The sequence below is a fragment of the Nonomuraea sp. ATR24 genome (assembly GCF_041950485.1).
Classification (GTDB): domain Bacteria; phylum Actinomycetota; class Actinomycetes; order Streptosporangiales; family Streptosporangiaceae; genus Nonomuraea; species Nonomuraea ceibae.
This window is the reverse complement of the sequence record NZ_JBGNUU010000018.1, coordinates 1-19,699: the sequence shown is the minus strand read 5'-3', so window position 1 is coordinate 19,699 and position 19,699 is coordinate 1. Positions and strand designations below refer to the sequence as shown.

Sequence of the window (19,699 nt, the reverse complement as noted above, 5' to 3'; positions counted from 1 at the left end):
TAGGATTCCGGGCATGCAGATTGGTGAGATCGCGTCCCTGTTCCGTTATCCGGTCAAGTCGATGCTGGGCGAGGAGGTCACGGCCAGCATCGTGAACGAGCGCGGGCTGGCCGGTGACCGGGTGAAGGCCGTGCTCGACGTGGCGACCGGGAAGATCGCCAGTGCCAAGAACCCGCGGCTGTGGCGCGGGCTGCTGACGCTGCGCGGCGGCGCGGCGCCCGGTGACGCGGAGCTGTCGGAGCTGCTGGGCCGCGAGGTCCGGCTGGTGGACACACCGCCCGAGGGCGCCGAGCTGGAGCGGTCGGTGCCGGACGAGGTGCTGGACCGGGGAGTCGACGCGGAGGTGCCGTTCACGGTCGGCGGGCTGGGCGGGGCGGCGCCCGAGGGCACGTTCTTCGACTTCGCGCCCGTCCATCTGATCACCACGTCGGCGCTGGCCAGGATCGGCGAGCTGGGGCCCCGCGGGGTGGTCGAGGCGGCCCGCTACCGGCCGAACCTGGTGATCACGACGCCCGAGCCCGGGTTCCCGGAGAACGCCTGGGTGGGCGCGGAGCTGGCGGTGGGCGACGAGCTGGTGCTCGGCGTCATCGCGCCGACGCCGCGCTGCGCGGTGCCGACGCTGGCCCACGGCGAGCTGGGGCGCGACACCGACGCGCTGCGCACCCCGGCCCGGCACAACCGGGTGGACGTGCTCGGCACCGGCCCCCAGCCGTGCGCGGGCGTGTACGCGCGCGTGCTGCGCCCCGGCACGATCGCGCAGGGCGACCCGGTGCGCCTGGCCCGCTGAAGCCCCTTGCGGGCGGGGCTCATAGGACCGCAACGGGCCGCGTGAACTGTCCGAAACGCGGGTGAAACACCGGCGCGGCGAGATTCACCCATGCGAAACACACCAGGTGGAGGGCCGAAACCGGCGGCGAACACGCTGTGGCGACACGTCACATTTAAGGAGGGTCGCCGTGCAGATCGATACCGGCACCACGGCCTGGATGCTCGCGGCCACCGCGCTGGTGCTGTTGATGACTCCCGGCCTCGCGTTCTTCTACGGTGGTATGACCAGGGCCAAGAGCGTCCTGAACATGATGATGATGTCGTTCGCCGCGATCATCACCGTCACCGTCATCTGGGTGCTGTTCGGCTACTCGCTGGCCTTCACCGAGAACCCGAGCCCCGCGCTCAACAACCTCGTCGGCGGGTTCGACGCGCTCGGCCTGCAGAGCCTGGTCGACACCGCGACCAAGGACGACGGCACGGGCATGCCGAGCCTGCTGTTCGCGGCCTTCCAGCTGACGTTCGCCATCATCACGGTCGCCCTGATCAGCGGCGCGATCGCGGACCGGGCCAAGTTCGGCGCCTGGGTGCTGTTCACCGTGGTGTGGGCGACGATCGTGTACGTCCCGGTCGCGCACTGGGTGTGGGGCACCGGCGGCTGGCTCAACGCGATGGGCATCGAGGACTTCGCGGGCGGCACCGTCGTCCACATCAACGCCGGAGCCGCCGCGCTCGCGCTCGCCCTGGTCATCGGCAAGCGGCAGGGCTGGCGCAAGGAGCCGATGCGGCCGCACAACCTGACGCTGGTGCTGCTCGGCGCGGGCCTGCTGTGGTTCGGCTGGTTCGGCTTCAACGCGGGCTCGGAGCTGGCGGTCGACGGCACGGCCGCGCTGGCGTTCATGAACACGCAGATCGCCACCGCCGTCGCGGCGGGCGCCTGGCTCGTGGTGGAGAAGCTGCGTGACGGCCACGCCACCAGCCTGGGCGTCGCCTCCGGCGCGGTCGCCGGGCTCGTCGCCATCACCCCGGCGTGCGGCTTCGTCGACCCGTGGGCGGCCATGCTCATCGGCCTGCTCGCCGGCGCGGCCTGCGCCTACGCGGTCGGCCTGAAGTACCGGCTCGGCTTCGACGACTCGCTCGACGTGGTCGGCGTGCACCTCGTGGGCGGCGTCGTGGGCGCGGTGGCGCTCGGCTTCGTGGCCGCCTACCCGTTCCTGCCGCAGCAGAGCAAGGGCCTGTTCTACGGCGGCGGCCTCGGCCAGCTCGGGCTGCAGGTGCTCGGCCCGGTCGTGGTCGGCGCCTACTCGTTCGCCGTCACCTGGGTCATCGCCAAGGTCATCGACAAGACGATGGGCTTCCGCGTCAAGCCCGAGGACGAGGTGACCGGCATCGACGTCACCAGCCACGCCGAGACCGGCTACGACCTCGGCACCGTCTACGCCTCGGGCGTGACCTCCCCCAACGGCCCCGTCACCGTCACCCCTGCCCCCAATAAGCCGGCCCCCAAGAAGGTGGAAGCATGAGGCTCATCACAGCCGTCATCAAGCCCTTCAAGCTCGATGACGTGAAAGCGGCCCTGGAGCAGTTCGGCATCAAGGGCATGACGGTCAGCGAGGCGAGCGGCTACGGCCGCCAGCGCGGCCACACCGAGGTCTACCGGGGCGCCGAGTACCAGGTCGACCTGGTGCCCAAGGTCCGGCTGGAGGTGCTGGCCGAGGAGGACGACGCCGAGGACGTCATCGACGTCATCGTCAAGGCGGCCCAGACGGGCAAGATCGGCGACGGCAAGGTCTGGTCCGTCCCGGTGGACACGGTGGTCCGGGTGCGCACCGGGGAGCGGGGGCCGGAAGCCCTGTGACGAGGGGAGAGGCGCGGTCCTACGCCGCGGCCCGCAAGGAGCGGGCCGCGGACACCGACCGCTGGCTCAGGGATCTCTTCCGCACGGCGAGCGACGGGGAGCGCGTCTCCCTCGTCGCCGTCGGCAGTCTGGGCCGCGGCGAGCTGGCCCCGGGCAGCGACCTCGACCTGGTCCTGCTGCACGACGGCCGGCCGGACGTGGCCAGGATCGCCGACCGGATCTGGTACCCGATCTGGGACTCGGCCGCCGGGCTCGACCACTCGGTGCGCACGGTGGACGAGGCCGTCTCGGTGGCCAGGCAGGACCTCAAGGCCGTGCTGGGCCTCATCCAGGCCCGGCACGTGGCCGGCGACCCGGAGCTGACGCGCCGGGCCAGGGAGGGCGTGCTGGCCGAGTGGCGGGCCGACTCGCGGCGGCGGCTCGCCGAGCTGCGCGAGTCGGCCGACCAGCGGGCCAAGGTCAGCGGCGAGCTGGCCTTCCTCCTCGAACCCGATCTCAAGGACGGCCGGGGCGGGCTGCGCGACGTGCAGGCGATGCAGGCGGTGGCGGCGGCGTGGGTGGCCTCGGCCCCCGGCCCGCGGGCGCGGGAGGCGTACGAGTTCATCCTGGACGTCAGGCACGCGCTGCACGTGGTCACCGCGCGCGGCGCGGACCGGCTGGTGTTGCAGGAGCAGGACGCGGTGGCGGGGCTGCTGGGCCTGCTCGACGCGGAGGCGCTCATGCGCAGGCTCGCGGAGGCGGGCCGGACGATCTCGCACGCCTTCGACGGCACCTGGCGTTCCGTTGACAGGCTGCTGTCAGGCCCGGTGCCGCGCGGGCGGCGTCCGCTGGCCGACGGGGTGGTGGAGCACGGCGGGGAGGTGGTGCTCGCCCGGGGGGTGTCGCCGCGCAAGGACCCGGTGCTGGTGCTGCGGGCCGCCGCCGCGGCGGCCGGGGCGGGGCTGCCGCTGGCGCCCGCCACGGTGTCCGTTCTCGCAGCTCAGTCGCCTCCGATGCCGGTGCCGTGGCCGGAGGAGGCGCGGGACGCGCTGGTGTCGATCCTCGGCGCCGGGCGCGCCGCCGTGCCCGTGTGGGAGGAGCTCGACCAGGCGGGCGTGCTTGTCAGACTGCTTCCTGACTGGGAGCGCGTACGGCACCGGCCGCAGCGCCATCCGATCCACCGTTTCACCGTCGACCGGCACCTGATCGAGGCCGCCGCGAACGCGGCCGGCCACACCCGCGAGGTCTCGCGCCCCGACCTGTTGCTGATCTCCGCGCTCTTCCACGACATCGGCAAGGGCTGGCCGGGCGACCACTCGGTCACGGGCGAGGTCGTGGTGCGCGACCTCGGCGCGCGCATCGGCCTGCCCCCGGCCGACGTGGACGTGCTGGCCACCGTGGTGCGCCACCACCTGCTGCTGCCCGAGACGGCCACCCGCCGCGACCTGGACGACCCGGTCACGATCGAGAAGGTCGCCGCCACCGTGGGCTCGCGCGACGTGCTGGACCTGCTGGCCGCGCTGGCCGTCGCCGACGGCGCCGCGACGGGCCCCGCCGCCTGGAACGCCTGGAAGGCCGGGCTCGTCGCCGACCTCGTGCGCCGGGTGCGCTCGGTGCTGGCGGGCTCGCCGCCGCCGCAGCCGCCCACGCTCTCGCCCGAGCAGGCGGCGCTGGCCCGGCACGGCGGCGGCGCGGTGCGCGTCATCGGCGGGGCGGTCACGGTGGTCGCGCCCGACCGGGCCGGGCTGCTGTGGAGCGCCGCCGGGGTGCTCGCTGCGCACCGCCTCGTCGTGCGGTCGGCCTCGGCCGCGTCGGCGGGCTCCACGGCCGTGATCGAGTTCTCCGTCATCCCCGAGTACGGCACCCCGCCCGACCCCGCCACGCTGGAGGCGGATCTGCGTCTGGTCCTTGCTGGGCGCCTTGACATCGAGCAGCGGCTGGCCCGCCGGACCAGGTCGATGCGGCCCGCCCGGGTGCCGGTCGCTCCACCCCGTGTGACGTTGGTGGACGACGCCTCCGCGACGGCCACCGTGGTGGAAGTCAGGGCCCATGACAAGCCAGGACTCCTGTGGCGCATCGGACGGGCATTCGGGGCCTGCGGTCTTGACGTAAGGGCCGCTCGCGTAGAGACTCTCGGCGCGGAGGCGGTGGACGTCTTCTACGTGGTTGACCGCGCCGGACGCCCCCTCAGCGACGAGGCGCAGCGCAACCAGGTCCGCGACGCGGTGCTTGCGGCACTGCGGTAACCAACAGCACACGACACACGGTCACATTTGTAACGATTGTGTCCGTTTTGCCTGATACGTCAGATGCTGCGGATACCTTGTGGACGGCCTACGGCCCGTGCCGGGAACGGGATGATTGAGGGGTAGCGGGAGCAGTGACAACGGGGAGTGCAGACAGCGGCGCCGCCGCCGGGAAGGGTCGCCTGAAGCGGCCGATGCCCCGGCTGGGGCTGCGCAATTGGCGCGTGAGGTGGCGGCTCACCGCACTCGTCCTGGTCCCCACCATCGCAGGCGTCGTGCTCGGGGGAGCGCGCGTGGTGGGCTCGGTTCAGAGCATCGGTGACTATGATCGCACAACTGTCGCGGCGGAGCAGGCATCCCGCATCCGCGACCTCGTCGAGGCCGTCGGGCTGGAGCGTGACACCGGCGGCTGGAGCAACGCCGCCAGGAGCCTGCGCAAGAAGCTGAGCAAGCCCTACAACGACCGCAAGGCCGATGTCGACCGGCTGGTCAAGGCCGTGCGGGCCGACCTCGGCGCGATGGACGAGTCCTACGGCGACCGCGTCCAGGCCGTCGTCAAGCGGGCACACATCGACCTCAACGCGCTGCCGCGCATCAGGGAAGAAGCCCAGCGCGACACCACCCGCTACGACACGATGCTCGACACGCTGCTCCGGCTGCACGACGAGCTGAGCCTGCTGAGCGAGGACCCGCAGATCATCGGCCACTTCCGCGCGCTGAGCGCGCTGACCCGGGCCAAGGAGCAGGTCTCCCGCCAGCGCGACCAGCTCCTGCGCGGCTACTACAACTCCGCCAGCGTCGACGCCCAGGAGGTGGAGCGGTTCATCGCCTCCAACTCCGTGCAGCACAGCGAGATCGACAACGTCACCCAGGAGGCCGGCGCCTCCATCGGCATGGAGCTGCAGAAGGCGCTGACCATCCCCGAGTACGTCAACACCGAGCTGACCAAGTCGCGGGCGATCACGCTGGCCAGCGGCAAGCAGCCCGGCGTCCGGCTGCGCCAGAACCTGCTCGCCGCCACCGTGCCGGACAAGTCCGCGCCCGACCAGTGGTTCGACGACAACACCACGATCATCAACGCGCTGTCGTCCATCGAGGACAAGCTCAGCGAGCGCGTCGCGCTGCGCGGCCAGGAGCTGCGTGACGCCGAGATCCGCAACGCGATCATCGCCGGCGCGCTCATCCTCGGCCTGCTGCTGCTCGTGCTGCTGCTGACCGTCGCCATCGCCCGCTCGATGGTCTCGCCGCTGCGCCGCCTGCGCACCGAGGCCCTGGAGATCGCCGGCTTCCGGCTGCCCGACGTGGTGCGCGCGCTGCGCGTGTCCGGCGACAGCGCGCCGCCCGACGTGCGCCCGATCGAGGTCGAGGGCGACGACGAGATCGGCGAGGTCGCCAAGGCCTTCGACCAGGTCCACCGCCAGGCCGTGCGCCTCGCCGGCGAGGAGGCGGAGCTGCGCGGCAACATCAGCGCCATGTTCGTCAACCTCTCCCGGCGCACCCAGACGCTGGTCGAGCGGCAGATCTCGCTCATCGACGGCCTGGAGAAGGGCGAGCAGGACGGCGGCCGGCTGGCGGACCTGTTCAAGCTGGACCACCTGGCCACCCGCATGCGCCGCAACTCCGAGAACCTGCTGGTCCTGGCCGGGCACGAGCCCACCCGCCGCCGCAGCCAGCCCGCCAAGCTCGTCGACGTGGTCCGCGCCGCGCTGTCGGAGGTCGAGGGGTACGAGCGCGTCCAGGTCAAGGTGCACCGGGCCACCTCGGTGCTCGGCAGCGCCGCCAACGACCTCGTCCACCTGGTGGCCGAGCTGGTCGAGAACGCCATCCAGTTCTCGCCGAGCAACTCCCAGGTCATCGTCTCCAGCAGCCTCATCGAAGGCGGCGGCGCGCTGCTGTCGGTGAGCGACACCGGCATCAGCATGACCGACGAGGAGCTGGCCGAGGCCAACCGCCGGCTGGCCGAGCCGCCCGTCGTGGACGTGTCGGTGTCGCGCCGGATGGGCCTGTTCGTGGTCGGCCGGCTGGCCCTGCGCCACGGCATCCGGGTCCAGCTCCGCAAGGGCGAGGGCGAGGGGCTCATCGCCATGGTGCTGCTGCCGCCCGCGCTGGTGCAGGACGGCGGCCAGCCGCCGCTGCCGCAGCGCTCGGCCTACAACCAGGGCGCTCCCGCGCAGCCGCCGCTCCAGCAGCGGCCGGTGCCGCCCGCGCGCAACGGCCACGGCTCGTTCGCCAGCTTCGACTCCTTCGACACCGCCGCGGGCCGGGGCGGCCAGCCTGTCGGGCCCTTCACCGCCGACACCGACGGCGGCGCCTTCGGGCAGCGGCCGTTCGACTCCGGGGCGTTCCCGTCCTACCCGAGCCCGGCGCCGACGCCGCCACCTGCGGCTCCCGCGCCGCCGTCGTACCCGTCGTACCCGTCGCAGCCCGGCCCCGAGCGGATCGGGACGTTCCCGTCGTATCCCAGCTCGGACGGGGGATTCCCGTCCGCGCCCGCCTACAGCACGAACGACGTGCGCAGGCCCGAGCCGCCGCCCTCCGTGGACGTCTCGCCGATGGAGCCCGGGCAGGAGGAGTTCCTGCCGATCTTCGCCTCGGTGGAGTCCGCCTGGTTCCGCAGACCGACAGGCGATACAGCACCGGAATCGAACCGGGATGAGCAATCGCCCGCGCAACCCGTACCCTCTGGGGAGGAAGCGTGGCGAACCGCTGCCGATGCCGGTTGGCAGGCGGCGGCCGCCGCGAGCGACCCCAGCCTCGGCGGCACCACCGCCGCCGGGCTTCCCAAGCGCACCCCCAAGGCCAACCTGGTCCCGGGCACGGCCGCCGCACCGGCGGCCCAGCCGCAACAGCGGCAGGCCCCGGCCCAGCCGTTGTCACCGGACCGGATACGCAGCAGGATGGCCAGCTACCAGCAGGGAGTGCGCCGGGGTCGGGCGGAAGTACGTGAACAGGAGGAACGAGAGTGAGTGAGCGTCCTGCTAGGGAGGGCGAGTGACGACCCTCAGCCATGAGGCGCACCGGTTCGACTGGCTGATCACCGACTTCGTGCGTAACACGCCCGGAGTCGCGCACGCGGTCGTCGTCTCGGCGGACGGGCTCTGCCTGGCCGCCTCGGAGGGCTTCCCTCCGGACCGGGCCGACCAGCTGGCCGCGGTCTCCGCGGGCCTGCTGAGCCTCACCGTGGGCGCTTCCCGGGTGTTCGAAGGCGGATCGGTCTCGCAGACCGTCGTCGAGATGCAGCGTGGACTGCTGATCGTCATGGCGATCAGCGACGGCTCGGTGCTGACCGTGCTGGCCGGGCCCGACTGTGACATGGGGCTGGTGGCGTACCAGATGACGCTGCTCGTCGACCGGGCGGGCCAGGCACTGACCCCCGCCCTGCGGGCGGAGCTGCAGGCGGCCAGGACGCGGTGATGCAGATGACGGGAGTGGGTCGTGTACGGCAGTGACGGCGCAGGGGACGACGAGCCCCTGTTCCGTCCCTACGCGGTGACCGGCGGCCGTTCGGAGCCGCGTTACCACCTCGCGATGGAGACGCTGATCTCGTCCATGTCCATCCCGGACGACGAGATGGCCCTGCTCACCCCGGAGCAGGAGGCGATCATGCAGCTCTGCAGGTCGTTCCGGTCGGTCGCAGAGATCTCGGCCCTGCTCCGCGTCCCGCTGGGCGTGGCTCGCGTGCTCGTCGCAGACATGTCGGACGAAGGGCTCGTCCGGCTGCACGCGCCACGCCTCAGCCAGGGACAGCCAGACCTCAATATGCTCGAAAGGGTGCTCAGTGGACTTCGCAGGCTCTAGCCCCGGGCTGACGTCGACGAAAATCGTCGTCGCGGGCGGGTTCGGCGTCGGCAAGACGACGTTCGTGGGGGCGGTGTCCGAGATCCTGCCGCTCACCACGGAGGCGGTGATGACGGACGCGTCCGCGGGCATCGACGACCTCGGCCTGACGCCGACCAAGCGGACGACGACCGTCGCCATGGACTTCGGGCGGCTCTCGCTCGACCGTGACCTGATCCTCTACCTGTTCGGCACGCCCGGACAGCACCGGTTCTGGTTCATGTGGGACGACCTGGTGAAGGGCGCGATCGGCGCGGTCGTGCTGCTCGACACGCGGCGGCTGGCCGACAGCTTCCCGGCCATCGACTACTTCGAAGAGGCGAAGCTGCCGTTCGTCATCGGGATCAACGGGTGGGACGGGCAGTTCCTCCACACCGACGACGAGGTGCGCGAGGCGCTGGCGCTGTCGTCGCACGTCCCGATCGTGCGCACGGACGCGCGCAACCGGGAGTCGGTCAAGGCGACGCTGATCTCGCTGGTCGAGCACGTGGTGCGGCTGCGGGCCGCCCCCGTGCGGTGATGGCTGGAATTGTCGGATTTATCGGGCATGATCACACTACGCTGCTAGGTCTTTTTCGGATCCCTGAAAGAGGCACGGAAAAGGCGTGCACAGGAGTGTGAATCGTGTGGATCGCGGTCGTCGTGGCCCTGGCCGTCGCCGGGGTGATCGTCTGGTCGTTCCGGCGCGGGGCCACCGGCGCTGACGAGGCGCCGGACCCGGCCTGGGAGTGGGAGTCCCGGCTGGAGGAGAACGCCCGGGTGGCGTTCATGGAGGGCCTGCGGGCCTGCCACGACCAGGCGGCCGTGAGCGAGGAGCGCGGCGTGCTCCGGCTCTTCGGACCGCCGTGCGCGATCTCGCTGTCCCTGCTGGCCGACCGCTTCGCCGCGCGCGGCCAGGAGGGACTGCACGACCCCGAGGGCGTGGTGCGCGAGCTGGTCGAGAAGTGCGTCGCCGCCGAGCAGCCCGGCGTGCTCCACCTGACCGAGGGTCTGCCGGGCGACGACGCCTCCGATGACGCCGGCGGGATGGACCGGGCGGCGTTCGGCGCCGCCGTGCGCGAGCTCGTCCGGCCGGACGGCGCGCCCGGCGGCTCCTGGTATCTCGACGAGGCCGGCGGCTGCCTGGAGGTCGTCGTGCCCGGCGACTACGCCACCACGCTGCTGCTGGACCTGGGCCGGCTGCGCGAGCGCCATCGCGTGGCGCGCGCGGAACGGCCCGGGATGCCCGCCGTCGCCGTGCTGCGCGACGTGGTGTTCGGGCTCATCGCCGAGGACGGGCCCGGCGTGACCTGGACCAGGCCGCCGTCGGAGCGGCACCGCACCGCCGTGCTGCCCGCCGGCGAGCGCCGCACTGCGAGCTGACCTCTCCTCAGCCCCGGGTACGCCGCTCGACCAGCGCCTCCACCCCGTCGAGCAGCCGCTGCAGGCCGAACTCGAAGGCGTGCCCGGCGCTGTAGGCGGCCCCCATGGCCTCGGCCGCGGCCTGGCCCACCCGGGTGGCCGTGGGGAACCGGCTGGCGTCGGCGATCCGGTTGAAGAACGGCGCGTGCGCCGCCCACCACTGCTCGTCGGTCACCCCGGTGTGGCTCTCGGCCTGCGCCGCCTCCACCGCGCCCCGCGCCGTGCCGTGCACGAACCCGGACACCAGCGTGATCACCGAGTCCATCTCCACGTCCGTCAGGCCGATGCCGTCGACGGCGCGCAGCTCGTGGTCGTACTTGGCGGTGGCGTTGGGGCCCAGCACCGGCCGGCTCGCCGCCACCTGGAGCAGCCACGGGTGGCGCAGGTAGAGGTCCCAGTTGTCGCGCGCGATGCGCTCCAGCCGGTCGCGCCAGCCGCCCTCGGCGTCCTCCAGCGGAACCTCGCCGTAGACGGTGTCGAGCATGACGTCCAGCAGTTCCGGCTTGCCCGGCACGTACGTGTAGAGCGACATCGTGCCCACGCCCAGCCGCTCGGCCACCCGGCGCATGGACAGCGCCTGCAGCCCTTCGGCGTCGGCGACGTCGATCGCGGCGCGGGCGATCCGGTCGACGCTCAGGTCGGGCTTGCCCTTGCGGCTGACGCGCTCGCTGGTGCGCCAGAGCAGCGCGAGGCTGCGGGCGGGGTCGCCCTTGCCGCTGTACTCCACAGTCACCCTCGTACGGTACACCGTACGGTCAATCATGCGCGGTAGAAGGGCACAGGTTCCGGGGGGAGCGGCGTGTTGCCGAGGACGAGATCGGCGGCCTTCTCGGCGATCATCATGACCGGCGCGTAGATGTTGCCGTTGGTCACGTACGGCATGACCGAGGCGTCGACCACGCGCAGCCCGTCGAGGCCGTGCACGCGCATCGTGGCGGGGTCGACGACCGCCATCGGGTCCACGCCCATGCGGCAGGTGCACGACGGGTGCAGCGCCGTCTCGCCGTCCCTGGCCACCCAGGCGAGGATCTCCTCGTCGGTGCGCACCGACGGGCCGGGGCTGAGCTCGCCGCCGTCGAGCCCGGCCCAGGCGGGCTGGGAGAGGATCGCGCGGGCGTGCCGGACGGCCTCCACCCACTCGCGCCGGTCCTGCTCGGTGGACAGGTAGTTGAAGCGCAGCGCCGGCTTGACCCGCGGGTCGGCGGAGGTGATGCGCACCGAGCCGCGCGCGTCGGAGTACATGGGCCCGATGTGCACCTGGTAGCCGTGGCCGCCGGCGGGGGCCGAGCCGTCGTAGCGCACGGCGATCGGCAGGAAGTGGAACATCAGGTTCGGGTACGCCACGTCGTCGTTGGAGCGGATGAAGCCGCCCGCCTCGAAGTGGTTGGTGGCGCCCGGCCCGTCGCGCAGGAACAGCCACTGCGCGCCGATGAGCGGCCTGCGCCACAGCGACAGCGACGGCTGCTGCGACACCGGCCGCGTGCAGGCGTGCTGGACGTACACCTCCAGGTGGTCCTGAAGGTTGGCGCCGACGCCCGGCAGGTCGTGGCGCGCCTTCACCCCGGCGGACGCCAGCACGGCGGCCGGGCCGACGCCGGAGACCTGGAGGAGCTGCGGCGTGTTGATCGCGCCGCCGCACAGGATCACCTCGCCCGCCGTGATGCGCTCTCCGTCGCACACCACGCCGGTGGCGCGCGTGCCGTCGAACGTGATCCGCTCGACGAACGCGCGCGTCCGCACCGTGAGGTTGCGCCGCCGCCGCACCGGATGCAGGTACGCGCGCGCCGCGCTCAGCCTGCGCCCGCGGTGCAGGGTGCGGTCGAATGCGGCGAACCCCTCCTGGCGGAACCCGTTCACGTCGTCGGTGAGCCGGTGCCCGGCCTGCTGCACGGCCTCGAAGAACGCCTCGAACAGCGGCCCGCGCGCCGCCCCGCGCTCCAGCTTGAGCGGCCCGTCGCCGCCCCGGAACCGCGACTCCGGGTCGGCCAGGCAGTTCTCCATGCGCTTGAAGTACGGCAGGCAGTGCGCGTAGTCCCAGCTCGCCATGCCGGGATCGGCGGCCCAGCGTTCGTAGTCGAGCGGGTTGCCCCGCTGGAAGATCATGCCGTTGATGCTGCTGGAGCCGCCCAGCACCTTGCCCCTGGCGTGGTAGACGCGGCGGCCGTCCATGAACGGCTCGGGCTCCGACTCGTAGCGCCAGTCGTAGAACCGGTTGCCGATGGGGAACATGAGCGCCGCCGGCATGTGGATGAACACGTCCCACAGGTAGTCGGGCCGCCCGGCCTCCAGCACGAGCACGGACACCGACGGGTCGGCGCTGAGCCGGTTGGCCAGCGCGCAGCCCGCCGACCCGCCGCCGACGATGACGTAGTCGTAGCCGGCGCTCACCGGGGCATCCAGTCCTTCCACACGATCGCGTTCTCCTCGACCCACCGCCTGGCGGCCTCGTCGGCGGTGATCTTCCGGTTGACCATGTCGGCGGCCACGGCGTTCTGGTCGGCGTTGGTCCAGGTGAAGTTGCGCACCAGCTCGTAGGCCCGGCCACCGCGCTCGGCGAACCGCTTGCTGACGATCTTGTCGAGCAGGTACGGGGGATAGTCGCAGGCGACCTCGGCCGGCACGGTGTCGCAGCCGATGGCGTGCGGCGGAAGATTGACCTTGACCAGTTTCACCTTGCTGAAGAGCCATTGCGGTTCGTAGAAATACATCAACAAGGGCGTCCGATTCTTCGTCGCCGCTTGGGCCGCCTTGATGAGCGCGGCTTCGCTGCCGGAGTAGACGACGCGGTAATTCAGGTCGAGGTTCTTGACGATCGCCTCGTCGTGAGTGACGAACGTCGGATCGCCGTCCAGGACTTGCCCGGCATTTCCGGATCTTGAAGTTTTGAAGAGATTCGCGTACTTGTTCAGGTTCCGCCAGTCGGTGATGTCTGGATATTTCTTGACCATCCACTCCGGGACATACCAGCCGATCACCCCTTTGTTCCCCGTGAGACCGGCGGAGAGCGCCACCTTCCTGCGCTCGACGTACTCCTCCTTCAGCTGGTTGTGACCCCAGTTCTCCACGATCACGTCGACCTCGCCGGACTCGAACCCCGCCCAGGAGTCCTCCTCCTTCATCGGCCGCCGCTCCACCCGGTACCCCAGCTCGTGCTGGAGCAGGTATGCCAGCACGGCGGCCTGGGCCTCGTACCCGTCCCACGCGTGGACGTCGATCCTGACCGTGCGGTCCCCGGTGGCCACCGGGACGGCGGGCCGGGAGCCGGTGCAGGCCGCCAGCAGCAGGACCAGCGCCAGCGGGCCCGCGAGCATCGTCGTGATCCGCATGGCTACCGGGGGATCCAGGCCTGCCACTTGGCCGGGTTGGCCTCCACCCACTTCTTGGCGGCCTCCTCGCCGGTCATGCCGCCGTTCGTCATGTCGTCGGCCACGGCGTTCTGGTCCTCGTTGGTCCAGCTGAAGTTCTTGACCAGCTCGTACGCCTTGCCGCCGGTCTGCGCGAACTTCGTGCTCACGATCTTGTCGAGGTCCATCTCCGGGTAGTCGCAGGCCACCTTCTTCGGGTCGGCGTCACAGCCCTCGGTCCACTCCGGCAGTTTGACCCGGACCAGCTCCGTCTTGCTGAACAGCCAGTGCGGGTCCCAGAAGTAGAACAGCAGCGGCTTCTTCTGCGCCTGCGCCTGCTGGGCGCCCTTGATCAGCGCCGCCTCGCTGCCCCCTGTGACGATCTTGAAGTCGAGCTTGAGGTTCTTGATCAGCGCCGCCTCGTTCGAGACGTACGACGGGTCGCCGAACAGGAGCTGGCCCTTGCCGCCCGACTCCGACGTCTTGAACAGGCCGGCGTACTTGTTCAGGTTGCGCCAGTCGGTGATGTCCGGATACTCGTCGGCCATCCACTTGGGGATGTACCAGCCGATGACGCCCTTGTTGCCGGTGGACCCGGCCTCGACCGCCGTCCTCTTCTCCTCGATGAACTGCTTCTTCAGGTCGGGGTGGCCCCAGTTCTCGATGATGACGTCCACGTCGCCGGTCTCGAAGCCCTCCCAGGCGAGCTGCTCCTTGATCTCCGGCAGCTCCACCGTGTAGCCGAGCTCGTTGCGCAGCAGGTAGGCGACTACGTTGGCGCTGGCCTCGTAACCCACCCACGGGTTGATCGCGATCTTCACGGTCCCGGCGGGCGCCGGCGCGCTCGCGGAGCCCTCCGCGGCGGTCGCACTGGGCGCGGTCTCCACGGTGGCACCGCCGCAGGCCGTGGCGAGCCCCAGCGCTAGCAGGCCTGCGAGCAGGCGAATCCTCATGTGACTGTCCTTTGGTGGGGGGAGGTGCGCCTGTCGGCGCCCTGCGTGATGCGGTCGAGCATGACGCCGAGCAGCACGGTCGCCACGCCCGCGATGAATCCCATGCCGAAGTCCGTGCGCTGGGAGAAGCCCAGCACCACGTCGTAGCCGAGCGCCCCGGCGCCCACCAGCCCGCCGACCACCACCATGGCCAGGGTCATGACGATGCCCTGGTTGGCGGCCAGCAGGATGGCGCGCCTGGCCATCGGGAGCTGGACCTTCCACAGGAGCTGGCCGGGCGTCGAACCGGCGGAGACGGCCGCCTCGACGACCGGGCCCGGCACGTTCCTGATGCCCTCCTCGACCAGCCGGACGACCGGCGGGACGGCGTAGACGATCGAGGCGAAGATCGCGGTGAACCGGGTGGTGCCGAACAGCGCGAGCGCGGGCAGCAGGTAGACGAACGCGGGCATCGTCTGGGCCGCGTCCAGCACCGGCCGCTGCACCGCCGACCAGCGCGCCGAACGCGCCGCCGCCACGCCCAGCGCCAGGCCGACGACCAGCGTCACGCTCACCGCGACGGCGACCGTGGTCATCGTCCGCATGGCGTGCTCCCAGGTGCCCAGCAGCGCGATCGCGAGCAGGCAGCCGAGCGCCGTGAGCGCGGGACGCACCCCGCTCACCCGCCAGGCGACGAGCAGCACCGCGGCGGCGACCAGCCACCACGGCGCCGACGTGAACAGGCCCTCCAGCGGGTTCAGCAGCAGGTAGGAGGTGGTGTCCTTGACGAACGTGGTGACGCCGTACCAGCTCGTCTCGGCCCACAGGACGGCGTCGTTGATCTCGGCGGCCAGGTCGACCGTCAGCGCCCGCGGCCACTCGCGCGGCAGCGCGAACCCGAGCGCCACCCCCGCCACCGCCAGCGCGCCCGCGCCGGCCAGGCGGGCGCGGCCGATCCGGCTGTGCGGGCCGCGCCGGGCCACCGCGACCGTCATCCGGTCCAGCAGCATCGCCATGACCACGATCGCCACGCCCGCCGGGAGCATGATGCCGACCTGGGCGCGCGACAGCCCGAGGATGATGTCCGAGCCCAGGCCCGGTGCGTTGATCAAATTGGCGATGACCACCATCGACAGCGCCATCATGATCGTCTGGTTCACCGCCAGCGCCATCGTCGAGCGGGCCAGCGGCAGGTGCACCTTGACCAGCGTCTGCGCCCGGGTCGCGCCGAGCGAGGCCGACGCCTCCACGGCCGTGGGGGAGACCTGCTGGATCGCCAGCGCGGTGATGCGGATCGCGGGCGGGATCGCGTAGATCATCGTCGCGATCGTGCCCGCGGGCGCCCCGATGTGGAAGAACAGCGCCAGCGGCGCCAGATAGGCGAACGTGGGCATGATCTGCATGACGTCCAGCACCGGCGTGACCGTCCGGTGCACGCGCCGCGACAGCCCCGCCCACACGCCGAGCGGCACCCCGATCGCCAGCGACAGCAGCACCGCCGCCGCGACCAGGGCCAGCGTCTCGACGCTCGACTCCCACAGCCCCAGCACGCCGAACGAGCAGAACCCCGCCACCGCCGCTGCCGCGATCCGCCGGCCGCCCGCCAGCCACGCCAGCGCCCCCGTCACCCCGATCAGCCCCGGCCACCCCAGCGCGGTCAGCGCCGCGTGGAACGCGCCGTAGACCCCGCCCACGAACAGCCGGACGTAGTTGAGGAAGTACAGGAACACCGGGTTGTCGTTGCGGTGGTCGTCGATCCACTCGCGCAGCTCGGTGACGGCCGCGAACTGCGGGGCCTCGCTGTCGTGCGGCAGCGTGCCGGTGCCGCGGAAGACCAGGTACGCCGCCGCGAACCCGGCGGCGATCCCGGCGGGCGCCACCCACCGGGGCACCCGCAGGCCCCGGGGCGTGCTGACCGCCGTGCTGCTCATGCCGCCGTCACTCCGGCGCCGCCCGTCTCCTGACCGGACAGGAAGGTGAGCAGGTCGACCCGGTCCACCAGGCCGACCAGCTCGTCGCCGTCGACCACCCGGATCGGGCGGGACGACTCCGAGGCGGCGGCGACGGCGTCCTTGATCACGGTGGTGGCCGGGAGCGCCGGGCCGTCGAGCGGCTCTCCCGGCTCGGGCGGGCGGGCGATCCAGCGCAGCGACAGGACGTGGCCGCGCGGCACGTCGCTGACGAAGTCGGCCACGTAGTCGTCGGCGGGCGCGCCCACCAGCTCTTCCGGCGTGCCGAGCTGCACGATCGAGCCGGCCCGCATGATCGCGATGCGCTCGCCCAGCTTGAGCGCCTCGGCCAGGTCGTGGGTGATGAACACCATGGTCTTGCCCACCTCGCGGTGCAGGCGCATCACCTCGGCCTGCATGTCGCGGCGGATCAGCGGGTCCAGCGCGCTGAACGGCTCGTCGAACAGCATCACCTGCGGATCGACGGCCAGCGCCCTGGCCAGCCCGACCCGCTGCTGCATGCCGCCGGAGAGCTGGTCGGGGTAGGCGCCGGCGTGCCCGTCGAGGCCGACGAGCGACAGGATCTCCGCCGCCCGCGCGTGCCGCTCGGCCCGGGCCACGCCCTGGACCTCCAGCCCGTACGCCACGTTGTCGATCACCCGGCGGTGCGGCAGCAGGCCGAAGTGCTGGAAGACCATGCTGACGTGGTGGCGGCGCAGCTCGCGCAGCCGGGCCGGGCCGGCCGCGCCCACGTCCTCGCCGCCGATCGTGACCCGGCCCGCGGTCGGCTCGACGAGCCGGGTCAGGCAGCGGACGAGCGTGGACTTGCCGCTGCCCGACAGGCCCATGACGACGAACACCTCGCCGGGCCGTACGTCGAAGCTCACGTCCCGCACGGCGGCCGTGCAGCCGGTTTTCTCCCTGAGTGCGGCGGGGTCCAGAAACCTGTCATCGCACGCCAGCACCTTCGCCGCCTTGGGGCCGAAGATCTTCCACAGTCCCTCGACGCCGATGGCCGCGCTGTCGGGAGAAACCCGCACCTCTCGCCTCCTCGGTTTGAGGGGGCAAACATATGTCGGGATTCACGACAATCTCAATGCTGTGACTCGGGGGAGGCGGTGACGGATGTGCCCTGTTATGAACGTGGAACGCGACAAACGCCCATCAACGGACATTCGCCAATTTGGAGTGGTATTTCGCGCTGAAGGTGCGCTATATGTGGAGCTCCAGCTTCTATGCTCATGAGTCACACTGGTTGACTTATGTCGCGTTATGTTCTCTTGGCCGAGCTGGTCGGCATGTGTTCCAATTACCAGGATTTCCCCGCGAGTCGCATATAGCGCCGATTCGGGCGAGAGGTTGCGTTCGGTGAGTACAGAGTTAGGGCGGCGGCCGCCAGAGGAAGGCAACTGGCGACTGCGCAACTGGCGCGTCCGCGCCCGCCTCGTCGCGCTCATCCTCGTGCCCACCGCCGCCGCCGTGCTCCTCGGCGGCTTCCAGGTGTTCACCTCCACCGGAGCCGCCGCCGACTACGAACGCACCAGCCGCCTCGCCCAGCTCTCCGGACAGGTCGGCGCCCTCACCCACGAGGTCGCCGCCGAACGCGCCCGCATGGCCTGGCACATCGCCCGCGGCCGCCCCCAGTCCCGGCTCGCCGACGTCCACGAGCGGATCGACCGCGCCGACGAAGCCATCCAGCGGGTACGCGGCAGCGCCACCGCCATCCTGCCCGCCGTGTCCGGCCGCACCGCCGACCAGATCGAGAACATGCTCAACCGGCTCGACGACCTGCTCACGCTCCGCCAGCAGGCCCTCAAGGGCGACCTGCTCGCCGCCCCCGCCGTCGACCTCTACACCGTCGTCATCGACGACCTGCTGTCCGTGCACGACGAGCTCATCAAGGGCAGCCAGGACGACGAGCTCATCCGCCAGTCACGCATGCTGCACGCCCTCGCCGGCGCGAAGGAGAGCCTCTCCCTCCAGCAGGCCGTGCTCACCATCGCGCTCACCGACGGCGCCATCAGCCAGGAACAGCTCAAAGGACTGCTCGGCGAGCTGTCCCGCGAGGAGAACGAACGGGCCGCCTTCGCCGACGAGGCCACCGCCGCCGAACGGCGCTTCTTCGACGAGACCGTCAACGGCCGCAGCGCCGACGCCATGCTCTTCCTGCGCGAACTCGTCCTCATCCGAGCCACCGCCGGCCAGCCCCTGCGCGGCCTCGACCAGAACACCGCCGACGACGCCGGACTGTGGTTCAAGGCGTCCACCACCGTCGTCGACTCCCTGCGCACCGTCGAACAGCGCCAGGCCGGCGGCATCCTGGCCCGCTCCCACGCGCTCAGCGCCGACGAGCGGCAGCGCGCGTACGTGATCGCCGGAGCCGTCATCGCGCTGCTCCTCGCCGTCCTGCTGATCACCACCGGCGTCGCCCGCTCCCTCGTCCGCCCCCTGCGCCGCCTGCGCTCCGAAGCCCTGGAGATCGCCGGCCGCCGCCTGCCCGACTTCGTCCAGCACCTGCGCGAATCACGCGACGGCGACATCGACGCCGAAGTGCCGCCCATCCACGTCTTCACCCGCGACGAGGTCGGCGAGGTCGCCCGCGCCTTCGACGAGGTCCACCGCGAGGCCGTACGGCTCGCCGGCGACGAGGCCCGGCTGCGCGCCAACGTCAACGCCATGTTCGTCAACCTGTCCCGCCGCAGCCAGACCCTCGTCGAACGGCAGCTCACGCTCATCGAACGGCTCGAACGCGGCGAACGCGACGACACCCGGCTCGGCGACCTGTTCAAACTCGACCACCTCGCCACCCGCATGCGCCGCAACAGCGAGAACCTCCTCGTCCTCGCCGGCCAGGAAGCCGCCCGCCGCTGGAGCGAACCCGTCGAGCTCATGGACATCGTCCGCGCCTCGCTCGGCGAGGTCGAGAACTACGACCGGGTCAGCGTCCAGATCCAGTCCCAGTCCGCCGTCCTCGGCCAGGCCGTCAACGACGTCGTCCACCTGCTCGCCGAACTGATCGAGAACGCCGTGTCGTTCTCCGCGCGCGACACCAAGGTCGTCATCTCCAGCAACCGCATCGACGGCGGCGGCCTCATGGTGTCCGTCTCCGACAGCGGCATCGCCATGACCCCCGACGAGCTCGCCCAGGCCAACTGGCGCCTGGCCAACCCGCCGGTCGTCGACGTGTCGGTGTCGCGCCGCATGGGGCTGTTCGTCGTCGGACGGCTGGCGCTGCGCCACAACATCAAGGTCCAGCTCCGCCGCCAGGACACCGGCGGGCTCACCGCCATGGTCGTCCTCCCCGAAGCCCTCCTCACCCCCATCCCCCACCCCCCGGCCCCGGCCCTCGACACCACCCCAGCCTCGCCACCCTCCACCCCAGAGC

General features: G+C 71.5%; 16 protein-coding genes. 10 read left to right on the top strand and 6 right to left on the bottom strand.

What is annotated here, in order from left to right; genetic code table 11:
- Positions 1-13: 13 nt before the first annotated feature.
- From ACBI99_RS33725 to ACBI99_RS33685, 9 genes are all read left to right on the top strand, one after another.
- A complete protein-coding gene (locus ACBI99_RS33725) occupies positions 14-787 on the top strand; it encodes an MOSC domain-containing protein (protein WP_375074306.1) in 774 nt (257 codons plus the stop codon).
- 169 nt (positions 788-956) lie between these two features.
- A complete protein-coding gene (locus ACBI99_RS33720; protein WP_357591247.1) occupies positions 957-2,291 on the top strand; it encodes an ammonium transporter in 1,335 nt (444 codons plus the stop codon).
- Positions 2,288-2,626: a P-II family nitrogen regulator gene (locus ACBI99_RS33715; protein WP_093259464.1), complete on the top strand. Its 339-nt coding sequence runs from the start codon at positions 2,288-2,290 to the stop codon at positions 2,624-2,626. Before ACBI99_RS33720 ends, ACBI99_RS33715 begins: the two co-directional genes overlap by 4 nt.
- Positions 2,623-4,851 (top strand): [protein-PII] uridylyltransferase, encoded by a 2,229-nt coding sequence (locus ACBI99_RS33710; RefSeq protein WP_375074305.1) that lies wholly within the window; start codon positions 2,623-2,625, stop codon positions 4,849-4,851. Before ACBI99_RS33715 ends, ACBI99_RS33710 begins: the two co-directional genes overlap by 4 nt.
- Positions 4,852-5,075: 224 nt before the next feature.
- A complete protein-coding gene (locus ACBI99_RS33705) occupies positions 5,076-7,817 on the top strand; it encodes a nitrate- and nitrite sensing domain-containing protein (RefSeq protein WP_357590504.1) in 2,742 nt (913 codons plus the stop codon).
- A gap of 25 nt (positions 7,818-7,842) precedes the next feature.
- Complete coding sequence (locus ACBI99_RS33700; protein WP_049575902.1) at positions 7,843-8,265, top strand: roadblock/LC7 domain-containing protein; 423 nt, start codon at positions 7,843-7,845, stop codon at positions 8,263-8,265.
- A gap of 21 nt (positions 8,266-8,286) precedes the next feature.
- Complete coding sequence (locus ACBI99_RS33695; protein ID WP_049575903.1) at positions 8,287-8,649, top strand: DUF742 domain-containing protein; 363 nt, start codon at positions 8,287-8,289, stop codon at positions 8,647-8,649.
- Positions 8,630-9,208 (top strand): ATP/GTP-binding protein, encoded by a 579-nt coding sequence (locus tag ACBI99_RS33690; protein WP_357590502.1) that lies wholly within the window; start codon positions 8,630-8,632, stop codon positions 9,206-9,208. The genes ACBI99_RS33695 and ACBI99_RS33690 overlap by 20 nt, the downstream gene beginning before the upstream one ends.
- Positions 9,209-9,312: 104 nt before the next feature.
- Positions 9,313-10,050, top strand: a complete 738-nt coding sequence (locus ACBI99_RS33685; RefSeq protein WP_357590500.1) for a hypothetical protein — start codon at positions 9,313-9,315, stop codon at positions 10,048-10,050.
- Positions 10,051-10,057: 7 nt separating this feature from the next.
- Here ACBI99_RS33685 and ACBI99_RS33680 read toward each other — a convergent pair whose 3' ends face one another.
- Genes ACBI99_RS33680 through ACBI99_RS33655 form a run of 6 tightly spaced genes read right to left on the bottom strand, consistent with a single transcriptional unit; the run spans position 10,058 to position 17,354 of the window.
- Entirely contained in the window at positions 10,058-10,822 is a 765-nt protein-coding gene (locus ACBI99_RS33680; protein ID WP_357590499.1) for a TetR/AcrR family transcriptional regulator, read from the bottom strand.
- Between the two features lie 26 nt (positions 10,823-10,848).
- Positions 10,849-12,498: a choline dehydrogenase gene (gene betA, locus ACBI99_RS33675; RefSeq protein WP_357590497.1), complete on the bottom strand. Its 1,650-nt coding sequence runs from the start codon at positions 12,496-12,498 to the stop codon at positions 10,849-10,851.
- A complete protein-coding gene (locus ACBI99_RS33670) occupies positions 12,474-13,415 on the bottom strand; it encodes an ABC transporter substrate-binding protein (protein WP_357590495.1) in 942 nt (313 codons plus the stop codon). Before ACBI99_RS33670 ends, betA begins: the two co-directional genes overlap by 25 nt.
- Before the next feature lie 2 nt (positions 13,416-13,417).
- Positions 13,418-14,386, bottom strand: coding sequence for an ABC transporter substrate-binding protein (locus ACBI99_RS33665; protein ID WP_219518269.1), 969 nt, complete (start codon positions 14,384-14,386; stop codon positions 13,418-13,420).
- Positions 14,383-16,296, bottom strand: coding sequence for a proline/glycine betaine ABC transporter permease (locus ACBI99_RS33660; protein WP_219518267.1), 1,914 nt, complete (start codon positions 16,294-16,296; stop codon positions 14,383-14,385). Before ACBI99_RS33660 ends, ACBI99_RS33665 begins: the two co-directional genes overlap by 4 nt.
- Positions 16,293-17,354 carry a glycine betaine/L-proline ABC transporter ATP-binding protein gene (locus ACBI99_RS33655; protein ID WP_219518265.1) on the bottom strand — a complete coding sequence of 354 codons (1,062 nt, stop codon included), beginning with the start codon at positions 17,352-17,354 and terminating at the stop codon, positions 16,293-16,295. The genes ACBI99_RS33660 and ACBI99_RS33655 overlap by 4 nt, the downstream gene beginning before the upstream one ends.
- 328 nt (positions 17,355-17,682) lie before the next feature.
- Between ACBI99_RS33655 and ACBI99_RS33650 the strand changes: the two genes are divergently transcribed.
- Positions 17,683-19,699: nitrate- and nitrite sensing domain-containing protein (locus ACBI99_RS33650; protein ID WP_375074304.1), on the top strand; the 2,017-nt coding region annotated here is incomplete at its 3' end.